Consider the following 15,779-nt stretch of genomic DNA (forward strand, 5'->3'; position numbering starts at 1 on the left):
GCGCGGGAATGCAGCGATGAAAAATTACAAACGGGGCGATCCGATTGCGCTGCTCGGCATGTCCGGCGTCGGCAAAACGCGCATCTCAGCCATGATGCGCCGCGATGCGGGCTGGTTTCACTATTCCGTCGATTACCGCATCGGCACCCGCTACATGGACGAAGCGATCGAGGACAATTTCAAGCGCCACGCGATGAAGGCGCCGCTGCTGCGCGAGCTGTTGCTGACGGACTCGATTTACATCTCCTCCAATATCACCTTCGACAATCTGGCGCCGCTTTCCACCTATCTCGGCAAGCCGGGCGACCCGGCGAAAGGCGGTATTCCCTTTGACGAATATATCCGCCGTCAGCGCGAGCACCGCGAAGCGGAAATTCGCGCGATGCGCGACACGCCGCTCTTCGTCGAAAAGGCGCGCGAGATTTACGGCTATGAGCATTTCATCTGCGACACCAGCGGCTCGGTTTGCGAGGTCGCCGACCCGGGCGACAAAAACGATCCCGTACTGAGCGTTTTGAGCGACACCTGCCTCATCGTCTATATCGAAGGCGACAAGACCCACGCCGAGGCGCTGAAAGCCCGTTTCGACAGGGCGCCAAAGCCCATGTATTACAACGAGGATTTCCTGCGCGGCGTCTGGGCGGACTACCTCGCCGAAACCGGCCTCACCGAAGACAAGGTCGATCCCGACGCCTTTATCCGCTGGGGTTTCGCCCGCCTCATCGACTGGCGGGCGCCGCGCTACAAGGCCATCGCCGACAAGTGGGGCGTAACGATCCCCGCCCGCACGATTGAAAAAGCGCAGACGCCCGACGACTTTCTTGCGCTTGCCGGTCAGGCCGCCGCAAAATCCTGAGACGCCTTGCCGTATTGCAGCCAGTGCGCGCAGTCTTCGCCCAACTCTTCGAGCGCACGCGCCTCGTAACGCGCGCTGTCCCCGGCGGGCAGCATATCGCGCCAGCGCCCGTTCGATCCCTTGTTGATGAACGTTTTCGCCCCGCCTTTCCACGGTTCGCCGCCCAGCGGCACGATCTTCTCCGCATGGTTTTTCATATAGTCAAAACTGCAATGCTCCAGAATCGCCGGCCATGTCTCCTCGCCGACGTCAATTTCCAGAAATTCTGCGATACGCGCGATTTCGCCCGGCATGTCCGCTTTCAGGTCGTTGAAATGAACGAACATGACGTTGGGCAGATCGCGCGCCTGCCACCAGGTGCGGATGTTTTCCCAGAACGACCAGACCGGAAAGCCCTCGCCGTCCAGCCAGTCACGAAAATACGCACACGGATCGCTTACCGGGCGCGTCAATGGCGGACCGTCATAGTGGCCGGCGCCGTTCAGCGCCGCGATCACTTCATCGGTCATATTCATGTGGTGGTTGTGCATTGACCACATGACGTCGCGCCCGTCCCGGCCGATATAGATATGCTTTGCGCGCGGATCGAACACGAATGCATCGAGTGGCAGGTGCGTCTTGATGAAACGCCGGTGCGTCTGCGCCTCGACGGCGGGCAGCTTCACCTCCGGCGGCGGCAGCCGCAGATCGAGCCATGGCGACAATTCGGCGACATCGCGCCCCTCCTCGCCCTGAAAGATCAGCTGCGAGACGATCTGCTGCATCCAGGTCGTGCCGGATTTCGCATAAGTCGCGATAATAATATCGTCGTCGCGATACCGGAAATCGTTCCAGATCGCTGAATTCATATGGTTGTTGTAAATTTCGCGCGTTTTTTTCGGCGCCGCAGTCTTTGTCATCTCACCCCTCCCCTTTGTCCCGAAGCAAGGCTTTTACGGTCTCCCGGCCCCGCCGCCAAGAGGGGCGCTGAGAGGAACACAATGCGGCTTCGCGGCGCGCGAATGTTGTACAACCCCGGAATGCGCGCGTCGTCTGTTTGGCGCTGCGCAAGGCGTTGCGGCGATTGTTGCACAACATTCGGAAAATTGTTGTACAACATGTCTTCAGGCGCGCCGGGACCCGTCTGCGGAAGAAATATGCGCGCGGGGCGCGCAAAATCCGGGGGATATATCTTTAGCGACCTCATCACGGCGGCGATTATAGGGCCGTAAAAAACATGGTGGATATCTATCCACCATGTTTTTTTCCGTGGTATCATGAACGGCGCCCGCCTGTTCCGGCATATTTAACGCCGTTCTCCTCGCCGTTTACGGGGGAGGTGTCGCGAAGCGACGGAGGGGGCGCTCCTGAGAATCTTTACACCCCCTTCCCCGGCTTAGCCGGGACTTCCCCCGCACGCGGGGGAAGAGAGGAGGCCGAGCCAACATTTATGACGAGCCTAGGAACTCTGCTAAAGATCTTCAGGCCAAGGATAACTTGCGCGTCCTGCGGGAAAAATCAGATCTTCTCCACAAACTACAAACAAATCACGTGGCCACTTCCCATACCATCCACGAGAAGCGCACCATGCCGCCACAAGGGCATCTCCCATATCATCGGCATTCTTCAGTCTACTCTTGCTAGTAGCGCTACCTCGTAAACCGAATACTCGTTCTTTCAATTCAGCGCATTGTTCATCAACCTGATCGATAATATGTAATATGAGTTTAGGATGAGTTTCATATAATGGGGTTTGTGTTTCTTGAACTGCAAGCGCAAACATTACGCCGTTTATAGTCATGGAGCTATAGAGCGAATTTTGAGAAATTATGGATGCCGACTTGGTTGAATATTTTGCTCTTAGCACATTATCACAAATTCTTCCGCCATTGAGTGACCAAGCGAGAAGCGTGTCGACTCCAACCGCCGCAACTGAATTAATTTGTGAAAACTTTCGAACTACTTCTCCAGTATTCCTTTCCAAGTATAATTCAGGCTCACTGGAAAATGTACCATCGGAAGCTATATCCGCAATAGCAACACCATGATTTCCTTGACCACCCGGATCATACCCAAAAAAAATTGCCATAGCTCTGAACCTACCCCCAAATTCCTTTCCCGCTTCCGGGCAGACCCAGCCGCGCCCACATTTCGTCGACGCGTTTCACCACGTCGTCATCCATACGGATTTCTTTCCCCCATTCGCGTCTGGTTTCGGGCGGGAGCTTGTCCGTGGCGTCGAGACCGATCTTGGAACCGAGACCGGACTCCGGAGACGCGAAGTCCAGATAATCGATGGGCGTCGATTCAACGACGGTGATGTCGCGCGCCGGGTCCATCTTCGTCGAGACCGCCCACATCACGTCCTTCCAGTCGCGCGCATTGATGTCGTCGTCAACCACGATGATCCATTTCGTATACATGAACTGGCGCAGATAACTCCACGCTCCCATCATCACCCGCTTGGCGTGACCGGGATAGGCCTTCTTCATACTGATCACCGCGATGCGGTAGGAGCACCCCTCCGGCGGCAGCCAGAAATCGGTGATTTCCGGGAACTGCTGCTGTAAGAGCGGAATGAACACCTCGTTCAGCGCTTCGCCCAGAACGCTTGGCTCATCCGGCGGGCGGCCCGTGAAGGTCGAAAGATAAATCGGGTCCCTGCGGTGTGTGATCGCGGTGATGGTGAAGACGGGAAACCGCTCCACCGAATTGTAATAGCCCGTATGGTCTCCATACGGACCTTCATCGGCGTATTCGTCCAGCGAAACATATCCTTCCAGCACGATCTCCGCTTCCGCCGGGACTTTCAGGGGTTGCGTTTTACAATCCACAAGCTCGACCTTTTTGCCGCGCAACAGCCCCGCGAAGTGATATTCCGAAAGCGTCTCCGGCACGGGCGTCACTGCGGCGATGATCACGCCCGGATCGGCGCCGATGACCGCCGCCGCCGGCAGCGGCTCTGTTTTTTCGCGACCCCAGCGCTGATGGTGCTGCGCGCCGCCGCGATGTTTCAGCCAGCGCATGACGGTCTTGTCCTTGCCCAGCTTCTGCATCCGGTAGATGCCGAGATTGAAATCATCCTCGCGTTTGCCTGACGGTCCCTTGGTCACCACCAGCGGCCAGGTGATCAGGGGCGCCGGCTCGCCCGGCCAGCAGGTCTGGACCGGCAAATCATCGAGATTGATCTCGTCGCCGGTTTTGACGACGTCCTGACAGGGCGCGCCGCCCCCGATGCCTTTGGCGCGCGACCCCGGTTTCATGGCCATCACGGTCTTGGCGAGCGGCAGCATGCCGAGGGCGTCTTTCAGCCCGCCCGGCGGTTCGGGCTGGCGCAGAAAGGCGAGGAGCTCGCCCACTTCGCGCAATTCGCCGGCGCTTGCGCGTTCCTTGCCCTCCAGGGTGACGCCCATGGCGACGCGCCTGACCGTACCGAAAAGGTTGACCAGCACCGGCATAGGGGAAATGGAGCCGTCGTCCATCACCGGCTGCTCGAACAGCACCGCCGGGCCGCCCTCGGCCAAAAGCCGCGTCTGGATCTCGGTCATTTCGAGCTTCACCGAAACGGGCTCGGCGACGCGCATGAGCTCGCCCGCCGCTTCCAGCTTTTCCATAAACTCGCGCAGGGATTGATAGGACATGACTTTCCTTACGGTGAATCAGACGCGCCGGCGATGCGGCCAGAAGATGCAGCCAATAGATGCTGCCAGAAGATATAACCGGGGCGGCGCCGCCGCCGGGCGGCCGGTCCGAATGCTGAAGCAAAAATGAACGCAAGTTTAACTGATTTTTCGCCAGTCCTCTTTACGGTGGGCCGGTGCGCGCCTACCTTACACAACATTGAGTTGTATGGCGGTCAGGACGCATTACCTGTCGCCATGAGCAAGTTGATTGTCGTGGCGTTTTCGCCGGGGAGCTTTTGTTCGGCATGTTGCCGTTAGTGCATCAGATTACAGGAACTACACTGGTCCTTGCGGGCCTTATCGTCCTGCCATTGCCGATTCCCCTGGGCCTGATCATGCTGACCATCGGGTTTGCGCTGCTTGCGCCTTATATTCCGGCGGTGCAGCGGCTGATCCGTTATATGCGTGAAAAATGGCCCAACCTTGATTCGTCCCTGCGCCGTTATCGCGACCGGTTTCCGCCGGTCATCAAGCAAACCATCGATAAGACCCATCCCTTTACCCCGGCCGAGTAAACCGGCGGGAAGACATTCTTTTTCCGGCTGTGCTAGGTTCGCTGCAGATTCGCAGAACGGGGGGATCCTTCATGAAAAACGTCATCGCCGGCGCCGGCGCTGTCCTTGCCGCGCTTGTTTCATTTTCAGCCGCGCTAGCGCTTGAAAGCGACGAACCTGGCCCGCCCTATGAAGGGCCCGTCATCGACGTTCACGTTCACGCCTATCCCGCAAACGGCAACGGCCCGCCGCCTTTAGCGGTCTGCGTCGGCGTGGCGGCCGACCTCGAATATGACCCGGCCGTTCCCTGGCCGCAATTTTTCACGGCGCTGTCGAAAAATCCGGACTGCGACGATCCGATCTGGGGACCGGAAACCGACGAGGAAGTCCGTGATCAGACAATCGCCGCCATGCGCAAACACAATGTGCGCGGCGTCCTCAGCGGCGCCCCGTCGGAAGTGGCGGCCTGGCGCGCCGCCGCGCCGTCGCTGTTCATAGCGGGACGAAGTCTGAATATCGTTCGCGACGATGTCGCTCCGCAGGATATCGAGAATGAATTCCGCAATGGCGGCTTCGAAGTGCTCGCAGAAGTCTCCAATCAATATGCCGGCGTCCTCGCCGACGACCCGGCATTCGACCCCTATTGGGCGGTCGCGGCGGAGCACGACATTCCCGTTGGCCTGCATCTCGGCGTCGGCCCTCCGGGAAGTCCGATGCTCTACCCGGACTTTCGCGCCCAGACCCCGTTACGGATTGAATCGATCCTCAACCGGCATCCGGGACTGCGCGTTTATCTCATGCATGCGGGGTTTCCGTTCATGGATGAGATGAAAGCCATGCTCTATCTTTATCCGCAGCTTTACGTGGATACGGGTGTTTTACAGATCGCGGCGCCGCGCGAAGAATATTACGCCTATCTGGAAGAGCTTGTCCGCGCCGGCTTTGCCGACCGCATCATGTTCGGTTCGGACCAGATGAACTGGCCGGGTCTGATAGAAGAAGGGATAGACGCCATCAACGAAGCGCCATTCCTGACCTATGAGCAGAAGAAAGACATTCTCCACGACAACGCGGCAAGGTTCCTCCGGCTGGAGGAGTAACGCAAGGAAAGGCCGCAAAACGCCGCCCGGGCGCTATCAATTTTTGGCGACGGGCGATTGAACGCCCGCCGGAAACTTTCTACCATCTCCCGGGTTACTATGAGTTGTGTTTTATCTTTTTCATTTGCGCCGGCGTCTGTTTCGCCGGCGAACAGGCAGGAGCTATTAATGATCGCGCAGTTCAAGGTTTTCACCGCTTCAGCAGCTTTACTCGCCCTCGCCGCATGCGGGGGAGAATCGGGATCATCCGGATCCGGAGATCAGGAAAGCGTGGTGCTGCCCGGCGGCCAGACCGTCGGCGAAGTCGCTGAAGCGCGCCACGAGGCCATGGAAAATATCGGCGAGTCTTTCAAAATTATTCGCGATCAGTTGAAAGCCGAAACGCCGGACCTTGCAGAGATCCGCGCCGCCGCCGCGTTCATCGAAGAGAAATCCGGCGAAGTCGGCGACTGGTTCCCGCCTGAAACATCGCCTGAACTTGGCGTCGACACCGATGCGCTCGCCGCCATCTGGGAACAACCCGATGAGTTTGCAGCCGCCGTCGCGCGGTTCGAAACAGCCGCGTCCGGATTGAACGCCGCCGCCCAGAGCGGCGATACGGCGAGCATAGGCGCAGCGGTTCAGGAAATCGGCGGCGCCTGCAAAAACTGCCACGACAGCTTCCGGGAAGATGACTGATAAGGCGACCGCCGCGCCGGCGATCAGCGCTGAAAAAGACGCGCTTGTCTGGGACTGGAGCATCCGCGCCTATCACTGGACCGCGGTTGCTTTAGTCGGGCTCCTCTGGTGGTCGGGCGAGAACGGCGTCATGGACTGGCACCGCCGCTTTGGCCTGACCATGATGGGATTGATGGTGTTCCGGATTTACTGGGGCGTCGCGGGCGCGCGCACGGCGCGCTTTTCCGATTTCGTCAAAGGCCCCGGCGCGGTTCTCGCCTATATTCGCGGGCTGAAACGTCCATATACGCCGCATACAGGACACAACCCGCTTGGCGCGCTGAGCGTTCTCGCAATGCTCGCCGCGCTGACGGCGCAAGTCAGTCTTGGCCTTTTCGCCATCGATGTGGACGGATACGAATCAGGTCCGCTCGCGCATCTTGTATCCTTCGATCAGGGACGAACCGCTGCGGAACTGCACGACGCCAATTTCAATATTCTGATCGCGCTGATCGCGCTGCACGTCGCCGCTGTAGCATTCTATCACATCGCGTTGCGGGCCAATCTCATCGGTCCGATGCTGACCGGCCGCAGAAAAGGCGCGGATGCAACCCGAAATGGGTCATTTCCTTTGGCGCGCGCCGCCATCGGCGTTGTCATCGCTGCCGGCGCCGTCGCGCTGACGCAGCTCTAACCCAGCTTCGAAAAATCCGGTTTCCGCTTTTGCAGAAACGCCGCCCCCGCCTCGCGAAATTCGGCGGACTGCAATTGCGCCGCGAAATGCGCGCCTTCCTCTTTCATCCGTGTCAGGATTTCCTCGCGCGAGCCTTTCATCAGACGTTTTGTGAGGCGCATGGCTTCAGGCGCTTTGCCCGCGAGCGCCTGCGCTGCGCCAAGCGCTGTGGCTTCCAGCTCCTCGGCGCCGACCACATCATTGACAAAACCGAAATCCCGGGCGCGCTCTGCGTCTATCTTTCGGCCCAGCAACAACATTTCCGCGGCGCGCGTATTGCCGGCCATGCGCGGCAGAATGAGGCTCGACGCCGCTTCCGGCACAACGGCGAGATCGGTAAACGGCGTATGGAATGTCGCGTTGCGCGCCGCAAACACAAGATCGCAATGCAACAGCATTGTGACGCCAACGCCCACCGCCGGGCCTTGCACCGCCGCGACAAGCGGTTTTTCAGACGTGGCGATGGCTTCAAGAAAGCGCTCCACGGGCCGCCCGCCATGGACGTCGTTTTCCATCGCCGCGCCGGACATGAAATCGGCGACATCGTTGCCGGACGTAAAATAATCTCCCCGCCCTTCGAGCAGCACCGCGCGCACGCTGGCGTCTTCACCAGCCTCTTTCAACCCATCGGCGAGCGCGGCGTACATGGCCGTTGTAATGGCGTTTTTCTTGTCCGGACGGTTGAACCCAAGCCGCAGAACCGCGCCGTCGCGGGCGATCGTGATCTCGTTACTCATCGTCTTCTCGCTTTTTCGCAATTTTGACGACTTGACGCGAACCGCCGCTGAGGATCAAGAACGCACAGCAGCTTTCTTGTGAGTTTCATGCGTATCCGCATTCTCGAAACCGGCGAACCGCCCGCGCCTCTCAAGGGGGAATACGGCGCCTATCCCGCCATGTTCGAACGCTTGCTGGCGCCGTTTTCCAGCCGGTTTTCCTTTTCCGCTTCGCCCGTTTTCAAAGGCGCCGCGATGCCGGCGCTCAGCGATTTTGACGGTCTTCTGATCACCGGCTCGCCTGCGGGCGTCTATGACGGCGATGCGTGGATCAGTGAGGCTGAAGATCTTGTGCGGCGCACGGCGAAGGCCGGCAAGCCGCAAATCGGCGTCTGCTTCGGGCATCAATTGATGGCGCAGGCGTTCGGCGGCGCCGTGGAAAAGTCCGGCAAGGGCTGGGGCATCGGCGTGCATGACTATGCGCTCACCGGCGAAGCGCCGTGGATGGCGCCGCCGGCGCGGCGCGTATCGTGCGCCGTTTCCCATCAGGATCAGGTGATCGCGCTTCCGCCGGACGCGCGCACCCTCGGCGGCTCGGAATTTTGCCCCAACGGCGTCATCGACTATGCGCAAGGCCCCGCCATCTCGTTTCAGCCGCACCCTGAATTCAGCCATGATTACGGCGCTGCGCTGTTGCGGCTTCGCGCCGGCCGCATGCCCGGGGACCGGGTTGACGAAGGTCTTTCCAGCTACAAGGGCAAAAGCGAGCGCCAATTGATCGGCCAGTGGATGGCGAATTTCTTTTTGCAATATGCGAGGTAGATTGTGGACGGTTTGACGTTAACCATCGGCGACAAGAATCTTTCTTCCTGGTCTTTGCGGCCCTGGTTTTTAATGAAGCAGGCGGGCGTTCCGTTTGCGGAAGAAAATATCCGTCTCGATGGACCGGATACGCGCAAGATTCTGAGTGAGAAATCGCCGTCGGGACTTGTGCCTTTTCTGACGCACGGAAAAGTGCAGATCTGGGATTCGCTCGCCATCATGGAATATGTCGCGGAGCTTTTTCCCGGTAAAAGCCTCTGGCCTGAAGACGCCGCCGCGCGCGCCGTGGCGCGTTCGGTCGCGGCGGAAATGCATTCCGGCTTTTCGGCGCTGCGCACCGTTTGGCCCATGGTGTTCACGCGCGAGGGGTTGCGCCATGTCACCTCCGGCGGGGTTCAGCGCGACATCGACCGCATCAACGATTTGTGGACAAGCTGCCGGATCGAATACGCCAGCGGCGGAGATTTTCTTTTCGGCGAATTCTCAATCGCCGACGCCATGTATGCGCCGGTGGTCTCTCGCTTTGTCACTTATGGTCCGGTGAATCTGTCGCCGGAAGCTGCAAAATATCGCGAAATGATGTTCGCGCTCCCCGCCATGAAAGAATGGGGCGAGGGAGCGCGTACAGAATTGTCGACAGCGAAATAAACCGTCGCGATTAATGAACTGAACGCAAAGCTTTTTTGCGCGCTCTCCAGCGCAGTCCCGCAAGCCCCAATGCAAACAAGCCGAAAGCGGCTGGCACTGGAACTTCAGCAATTTCGGAAACGACATCGACGCTCGAATTGCTGGCGAATGTCAGCGTGTAAATGCCCGCCGGGAGATTTTCAAAAACATATGTCGCCATGGTCGTACAGGTATCGGAAAAGCTATCGCCGTTCGAGACCGAGAACGCGGCGTTCGGGTCGCATGACGGGTTGCTGAATTGCACCGTCGGGAGAAACGCCACTGTATTGAGCAACGCCAGGGAAAGAGACGTCGCGCCAGAAGCCAGTTCACCTGTAAAATCTGTGGCGAGGTCAAAACTGCGGGTTAGCTGCGTGACGATTGTTAAGGTGAGGCCGTCAATTTCGTTCGTGAATTCGAAACTACCGGTAACTTCTCCGATCGCGTTTCCAAACTCACCCGGATCGGATACCGACCCTGCGCTTTCAGACGAAAAGAAGATGTCGTCGTCGACAGTGAAAATCGAATCAGATGTCATGGCGCCATCGGTCGCCGCAGGCGCGTCCGCTACGCCTGGCAACGAGTTATTATCGCTCGTAACGACGCCTGTGGGTCCAAGCGATGCAGAAGCGGTTGAGAACAGCTCGCCGCTCACGCCGGAAACATCATCGCTGAATGTGACTTCAACCGGACCGGAACTCAGACTTGACGAGGCGATGACCGTTGCGCCCGCCGTTGTTGGAAATAGCAAAAGACCTGAGGAAATGAGCGTATTGAGTATTTTTGACATCGAGTGACATCCTTCCTGGCTGGTATTTGTCCTGGCGCATGACAACCGCTGGTGATGTCGTAAATTTCAGGCGCCCCAGCGAAACCAAGACGTAATTCTAACCAAACAGTCATCTTTTCGAAGGGTTCCGCATTTTGTAGAAAAAATAGCGCAGCCAATCTGAGCGCAACATCACGTCCTTTCCTGGGTTCCGCTTGCCTCCCCGGCCCCGAGCCTCTATTCCGCCCCCATGCAAAGTCATCAAGTCGAATCCATCCTCTCGGCCCTCCTGGCGGACGCCCGGGCCGCCGGCGCCGAGGCCGCGGATGCGGTGTTTTTCCATTCCGTTTCCAGCGGCGTATCCTGGCGCATGGGAAAGCTGGAAGACGTGGAGCGTTCCGAGGCCGCCGATCTCGGCCTGCGCATTCTTGTGGGCAAGCGCCAGGCGTCTGTTTCCACCACCGATCATTCGCGACAGGGCCTGAAGGAACTGGCGACGCGCTGCGCCGCCATGGCCAAGGCCGCGCCTGAGGACCCCTATTGCGGCCTGGCGCCGGAAGACCGGCTCGCCAGCGGCCCGTTCAAGGACCTCGACCTTGGCGATTACGCCGAGCCTTCCACCGACGCGCTGAAACAGCGCGCCGCCGCCTGCGAGGACGCCGCTCTCGCCGTAAAAGGCGTCGTCAACTCTTCCGGGGCCGGGGCGGGTTACGGCGAAGGCCAGAAATGGGTGATGACGAGCCACGGCTTTTTCGGCCAGTCCGGCGGGTCCAATCATTCGGTGTCAGTCAGCGTGCTGGCGCAGGATGAAAACGGCATGGAGCGCGATTACGATTATGATTCGAAAACGCACCTCGCCAATCTGAAAGACGCCGCCGCCATCGGCATGAATGCGGGCGAGCGGACGGTGAAGCGTCTCTCGCCAAAAAAACTGAAAAGCCGGACCGCGCCTGTCATTTTCGACAATCGTCTGTCGCGCTCGCTCCTCGGGCACCTTTCCGGCGCCGTTAACGGCGCGGCCATCGCGCGCGGCGTCAGTTTTCTGAAGAACAAGATGGGCGAGAAAATTTTCGCCGACGCCATCAACATTGTCGACGATCCCCACATCATGCAAGGCGCAGGCTCGCGGCCATTTGACGGTGAAGGCGTCGCCAATACGCGTATCGATCTCATCAAAAACGGCGTTCTGACGTCCTGGTTTTTAAACAGCGCGCAGGCGCGGCAGCTGGGGCTGGAGACGAACGCGCGCGCCTCGCGCGGGACAGGCGGCGCGCCAGGTTCCGGGGCCACCAATCTGACGCTGGAAGCCGGCGACAAGAGCTTCAGCGATCTTATGAAAGACGCGAAGGAAGGACTTCTCGTCACCGATATGTTCGGCCCGCAGGTAAACCCCAATACGGGCGATTATTCCGTCGGGTGTTCGGGTTTCTGGTTTGAGGACGGCGCCGTCGCCGACCCGGTCAGCGAGATCACCATCGCCGGCAACATTCTCGACATGTTCGCCGGGCTCATACCCGCGAACGATATGGATATCCGCGGCGCTACAAACGCGCCGAGCGTGCTCATCGACAAGATGACCATCGCAGGCAATTAACGTCAGATAACGGAGTATTCTTCATGGCCGACCAGCAATTGCTGCATCTCGTATTCGGCGGCGAGCTTGATAACCCGGCGGAGGTCCGCTTCCGCGATCTGGACAAGCTCGATATTGTCGGCGTTTTTCCCAATTACGCCGAAGCGGAAAAAGCTTGGCGCGCCAAGGCGCAGGAGACGGTCGACAACGCGCATATGCGCTATTTCATCGTACACATGCACAAGCTTCTGGACCCGGACGGGGACGGCAAGTTTTAACGGCGTTGTGAAAACGCTTCCCACCCGCGAAGATTTTGCAACGCCAAAAGGGCGCCGCCGCGCGTGGGCCGCGCTGATGCTCGGCGATCACGGGGTCTTGCGGAAATTCTACGACAATACGCACAACGTTGCGCCGGACAAAATGTGGCGCACCTATCAGCCCTCCCCCGCCCTATTGGCGGCCTGGAAAGACAAAGGCGTCAAGACAGTCATCAATTTGCGCGGCGACCGGCCGAGCGGCGCGCTGTTTCTGGAAGAAGACGCCTGCGAAAAGCTGGGGCTCCGGCTTGTGAATTTTCGCGTCTATTCGCGCGAGGCGCCCTCGCCGGATATACTGCAAGGCGCGCGCGCTCTTTTCGAGGAAATCGAATATCCCGCCATCATGCATTGCAAATCCGGCGCGGACCGCGCCGGGCTGATGGCGACGCTCTATCTTTTTTTTCACGAAGGCAAACCGCTCGACGAAGCGCTCGATCAGCTCTCATTCAAATACGGACACGTGAAGTCAGCCAAGACCGGCGTGATCGATCTCGCCTTCGAGCGCTATATGGCATACGCCCGCGACAACAACATACCGCTGGACGACGCCGGCGCCTTTCTGGCGTGGGCGTCTTCGTCCGCATACGACCCGGCGGCGCTGAAACGCGAATACAAACCGAAACCGGCGGCGAGCATTTTCGCCGATATTATTCTCAGGCGTGAGTAGCAGGAAACGCAAGAATTCATCCCGAGGCGCCTTTTTCGAAGTCGATAGATTTTTGAAAAGCCTCGAAGGATGTCGCAAATGTTCTACGCCAGCTGCAGCGCCGCCTGCTTCGCGTAGGCGCCCTCTTTGGCGATCAGTTCGTCATGGGTTCCGGTTTCAACCACCCGGCCCTTGTCCATGACAACAATCAAATCCGCATTTTTTACGGTGGAAAGCCGGTGCGCGACAACAAGCGTCGTGCGGCCCTCCGCGAGACGCGCAAGCGCTTCCTGAATCTTCGCTTCGGATTCCGCGTCCAGCGCCGACGTCGCTTCGTCCAGCAATAAAATTGGCGCGTCTTTCAAAAACGCGCGCGCGAGCGCAATGCGCTGGCGCTGGCCGCCCGACAAATTGGCGCCGCCCTCGCCCAGCACTGTGTCATAGCCATTCGGCAGCGTGCTGATGAATTCATTCGCCGCCGCGTTTTCCGCCGCGCGGATAACATCGGCGCGCGAGGCTTGCGGACGGCCGAAGGCGATATTTTCAAGCGCCGACATGTTGAACAGCACCGCCTCCTGGCTGACCACCGCCATACGCGCCCGCAAGGATCGCAGCGTGACATTTTTAATGTCTTCCCCGTCGATCAGAATACGCCCGCCGGTGCAGTCATAAAGGCGCGGCAACAATGTTATCAGCGATGACTTGCCGGCGCCCGATGCGCCCACCAGCGCGACCATGGCGCCTGAGGGGATATCGAGGCTGACCCCGTCCACCGCCTTTTCGCCGCCATAGGAAAACGACACATTGTCGAACCGGATGGCGCCCGGCCCCGGCGGCAGATCGAACGCGTCCGGCGCGCTCCTGATGGCTGGCTGCATATCGATGAGGCCGGCCATGCGCTCGAAAGCGCCGAACCCTTCCTGCGCGACTGCGTTCAATGTGCCGAGCCCGCGCGCCGGTTGCGAGAGCAGCAAAAGCGCCGTCATGAAACCGGTGAACTCGGAAAACGCAATGGCGCCTGAAGAAATTCGCAAGGCGACAACGCCGATGATGATGGCGATTGCAATCGATCCGGCGATAAAAATAAACGGCTCATTCAATGCGCGCGTATAGGCGAGCTTTTTCAGCAATCGCAAGCGATCGTCGAAGGCGCCGCCGGCGCGGGCGCGCTCCAGCGGCTCCAGCTGATAGGACCGCACCATGCGCGCCCCGGCGACAGTCTCATTGATCAGCGCGGTGACATCGCCGGCTTGCGCCTGCGCTTCGCGCGACGCGGCGCGCATGATTTTGCCGATATAAGAGACAGCAAGCCCGACGCCGCCGTAAACCGCGATCACGATCAGGAAAAGGACGGCGTCGAACCAGATCATCGCGGCGCACAGGCCGACAAATGTCAGCGCATCACGCACGCCGTTGGCGAGACGGTTAAGCATTTCGCGCATCACCATGACGTCATTGGTGAAGCGCGAAATGAACTGTCCTGATACTTCTGCGCGGATTTGCGCATAATCAATCGCCGTCAGCCGGTCGAACATATCGTTCTGGATATCGCGCAAGACGCTGAGCGCCGCCCCGGCGTTGAGGCGGCTGATGGCGTAAAGCGCGCCGGCGTAGACGAGACCCAGTGCGATGATCGCCGCCGGGCCGATGACGCTGACGCGCGCCAGCGGCGCGGCGTTGTCGCCGCCTGAAAGCGCGGCGAAGATCCATTCAACGCCGAAAGCGATCGCCGCATTGGCGCCGGAATAGACCGCCATTGCCCCCAGCGCCAAGGCAAGCCGGGGCCAGTAGCGTTTCAGATAGTCACGCCACAGCCGCGCCGCCAATTGGCTGGTTTCGGCAGCCCGCGCAGGGTGCTGAACCGTCTCGTCTGCAGATGTCTCGGCGCTCACGAATATTCCTTTTTCGCGCGGGGGGCGTCATTCTCGCTAACGCCGGCGCACAGCGCAACCTATTGACCCGCGGCGAAAATTGCGGAACGCCCTTAAGAGCCGCCCCGGCAGGAAGCGGGCGGCGCGTCTATGAAGTAAATTCAACGTCCGGGTCGTTCTTCAAATGCTGAAGCGAATCGCCAAAAGCGCCGTAGTCATGCGTATCGCCGCTTTCCTGATCGGCGCTTATATCCGCCTCGTCTATGGGACATCGCGCTGGCGCATGAACGGCGTTGACCATTTCGAGACCGCGGCGGCGGAAGGCAAAGGCGTCATTCTGGCATTCTGGCATGGCCGGCTGTTAATGGCGCCGGCCATCCGCCGGGAGACGGACCGGCGGGTGTTCATGCTGATTTCCGCGCATCGCGACGGCGAGATCATCGCCAGGGGCGTCAGGAGTTTTGGCGTCGAGTTTATTCGCGGTTCGGCCTCCAACAAACAAAAGCCCGGCAAGGAAAAACAGGGCGCCTCGGCCATCGCCCGTATGGCGGCGGCGCTGAATGACGGCGATGTGGTGGGCTTTACCCCGGACGGTCCTACTGGCCCCGCTGAAAAGGTTAAGCCGGGAATTATCCGCCTCGCCCAGCTTTCCGGCGCGCCGATCATCCCCGCCGCCTATGCCGTTTCAAGCGGCAAGCATTTAAAGACTTGGGACAGGTTTTTGTTAGCGGCGCCTTTCTCGAAAGGCTATTACGAGGCGGGCGAAGCCATCCGGGTCTCCGCCGGGGCCGATGAAAAAGAGCGCGAAATGCGCCGCGCAGAACTTGAAGCCGCCCTTCGCGCGGTGACGGCGCGCGCCGATGCGCTCGCAAAAGGCGGTCGCAATGACCTATAAGG

Annotated in this window: 17 protein-coding genes; 11 read left to right on the forward strand and 6 right to left on the reverse strand. The window is 59.5% G+C overall.

The window, feature by feature from the left end; genetic code table 11:
- The first annotated feature begins 16 nt into the window (after window positions 1–16).
- Window positions 17–856 carry an ATPase gene (locus tag ACQK2Q_RS10520; protein ID WP_425409697.1) on the forward strand — a complete coding sequence of 280 codons (840 nt, stop codon included), beginning with the start codon at window positions 17–19 and terminating at the stop codon, window positions 854–856.
- Here ACQK2Q_RS10520 and ACQK2Q_RS10525 read toward each other — a convergent pair.
- From ACQK2Q_RS10525 to ACQK2Q_RS10535, 3 genes are all read right to left on the reverse strand, one after another.
- Window positions 835–1,755: a sulfotransferase domain-containing protein gene (locus ACQK2Q_RS10525; protein WP_425409698.1), complete on the reverse strand. Its 921-nt coding sequence runs from the start codon at window positions 1,753–1,755 to the stop codon at window positions 835–837. The genes ACQK2Q_RS10520 and ACQK2Q_RS10525 overlap by 22 nt on opposite strands.
- 551 nt (window positions 1,756–2,306) lie before the next feature.
- Entirely contained in the window at window positions 2,307–2,924 is a 618-nt protein-coding gene (locus tag ACQK2Q_RS10530; RefSeq protein WP_425409699.1) for a hypothetical protein, read from the reverse strand.
- A gap of 10 nt (window positions 2,925–2,934) precedes the next feature.
- Window positions 2,935–4,476 carry a UbiD family decarboxylase gene (locus ACQK2Q_RS10535; RefSeq protein WP_425409700.1) on the reverse strand — a complete coding sequence of 514 codons (1,542 nt, stop codon included), beginning with the start codon at window positions 4,474–4,476 and terminating at the stop codon, window positions 2,935–2,937.
- A 287-nt stretch (window positions 4,477–4,763) separates the two neighbouring features.
- Between ACQK2Q_RS10535 and ACQK2Q_RS10540 the strand changes: the two genes are divergently transcribed.
- The 4 genes from ACQK2Q_RS10540 to ACQK2Q_RS10555 all read left to right on the forward strand — a co-directional run bounded on the left by ACQK2Q_RS10540 (window position 4,764) and on the right by ACQK2Q_RS10555 (window position 7,463).
- Window positions 4,764–5,033, forward strand: coding sequence for a PGPGW domain-containing protein (locus tag ACQK2Q_RS10540; RefSeq protein WP_425409701.1), 270 nt, complete (start codon window positions 4,764–4,766; stop codon window positions 5,031–5,033).
- Between the two features lie 71 nt (window positions 5,034–5,104).
- Window positions 5,105–6,112, forward strand: coding sequence for an amidohydrolase family protein (locus ACQK2Q_RS10545; RefSeq protein ID WP_425409702.1), 1,008 nt, complete (start codon window positions 5,105–5,107; stop codon window positions 6,110–6,112).
- Window positions 6,113–6,280: 168 nt separating this feature from the next.
- The gene (locus tag ACQK2Q_RS10550) at window positions 6,281–6,790 is read left to right on the forward strand and encodes a c-type cytochrome (protein ID WP_425409703.1); all 510 of its coding nucleotides are present in this window, start codon (window positions 6,281–6,283) and stop codon (window positions 6,788–6,790) included.
- A complete protein-coding gene (locus ACQK2Q_RS10555) occupies window positions 6,783–7,463 on the forward strand; it encodes a cytochrome b/b6 domain-containing protein (protein ID WP_425409704.1) in 681 nt (226 codons plus the stop codon). The genes ACQK2Q_RS10550 and ACQK2Q_RS10555 overlap by 8 nt, the downstream gene beginning before the upstream one ends.
- On the opposite strand, the gene ACQK2Q_RS10560 is transcribed toward ACQK2Q_RS10555, so the two are convergent.
- Entirely contained in the window at window positions 7,460–8,239 is a 780-nt protein-coding gene (locus ACQK2Q_RS10560) for an enoyl-CoA hydratase (RefSeq protein ID WP_425409705.1), read from the reverse strand. The genes ACQK2Q_RS10555 and ACQK2Q_RS10560 overlap by 4 nt on opposite strands.
- Before the next feature lie 87 nt (window positions 8,240–8,326).
- Here ACQK2Q_RS10560 and ACQK2Q_RS10565 point away from each other — a divergent pair, with 87 nt between their 5' ends.
- Both ACQK2Q_RS10565 and ACQK2Q_RS10570 read left to right on the forward strand, forming a co-directional pair.
- Window positions 8,327–9,040 (forward strand): type 1 glutamine amidotransferase, encoded by a 714-nt coding sequence (locus ACQK2Q_RS10565; protein ID WP_425411147.1) that lies wholly within the window; start codon window positions 8,327–8,329, stop codon window positions 9,038–9,040.
- Window positions 9,041–9,043: 3 nt separating this feature from the next.
- On the forward strand, window positions 9,044–9,688 hold the full coding sequence (locus ACQK2Q_RS10570; protein WP_425409706.1) for a glutathione S-transferase family protein: 645 nt from the start codon (window positions 9,044–9,046) through the stop codon (window positions 9,686–9,688).
- Between the two features lie 10 nt (window positions 9,689–9,698).
- Here ACQK2Q_RS10570 and ACQK2Q_RS10575 read toward each other — a convergent pair whose 3' ends face one another.
- Complete coding sequence (locus ACQK2Q_RS10575) at window positions 9,699–10,496, reverse strand: PEP-CTERM sorting domain-containing protein (RefSeq protein WP_425409707.1); 798 nt, start codon at window positions 10,494–10,496, stop codon at window positions 9,699–9,701.
- A 229-nt stretch (window positions 10,497–10,725) separates the two neighbouring features.
- Here ACQK2Q_RS10575 and ACQK2Q_RS10580 point away from each other — a divergent pair, with 229 nt between their 5' ends.
- From ACQK2Q_RS10580 to ACQK2Q_RS10590, 3 genes are read left to right on the forward strand one after another with little or no spacing between them, the layout of a single operon-like run.
- Window positions 10,726–12,069, forward strand: coding sequence for a TldD/PmbA family protein (locus ACQK2Q_RS10580; RefSeq protein ID WP_425409708.1), 1,344 nt, complete (start codon window positions 10,726–10,728; stop codon window positions 12,067–12,069).
- A gap of 23 nt (window positions 12,070–12,092) precedes the next feature.
- A complete protein-coding gene (locus tag ACQK2Q_RS10585; protein ID WP_425409709.1) occupies window positions 12,093–12,326 on the forward strand; it encodes a DUF4170 domain-containing protein in 234 nt (77 codons plus the stop codon).
- A 7-nt stretch (window positions 12,327–12,333) separates the two neighbouring features.
- Window positions 12,334–13,032 (forward strand): fused DSP-PTPase phosphatase/NAD kinase-like protein, encoded by a 699-nt coding sequence (locus tag ACQK2Q_RS10590; protein ID WP_425409710.1) that lies wholly within the window; start codon window positions 12,334–12,336, stop codon window positions 13,030–13,032.
- Window positions 13,033–13,115: 83 nt separating this feature from the next.
- On the opposite strand, the gene ACQK2Q_RS10595 is transcribed toward ACQK2Q_RS10590, so the two are convergent.
- On the reverse strand, window positions 13,116–14,903 hold the full coding sequence (locus tag ACQK2Q_RS10595; protein WP_425409711.1) for an ABC transporter ATP-binding protein: 1,788 nt from the start codon (window positions 14,901–14,903) through the stop codon (window positions 13,116–13,118).
- Between the two features lie 196 nt (window positions 14,904–15,099).
- Between ACQK2Q_RS10595 and ACQK2Q_RS10600 the strand changes: the two genes are divergently transcribed.
- Window positions 15,100–15,777 (forward strand): lysophospholipid acyltransferase family protein, encoded by a 678-nt coding sequence (locus ACQK2Q_RS10600; RefSeq protein ID WP_425409712.1) that lies wholly within the window; start codon window positions 15,100–15,102, stop codon window positions 15,775–15,777.
- The last annotated feature ends 2 nt before the right edge of the window (window positions 15,778–15,779 follow it).

The sequence above is a fragment of the Hyphococcus sp. genome (assembly GCF_965228385.1).
Lineage (GTDB): Bacteria > Pseudomonadota > Alphaproteobacteria > Caulobacterales > Parvularculaceae > Hyphococcus.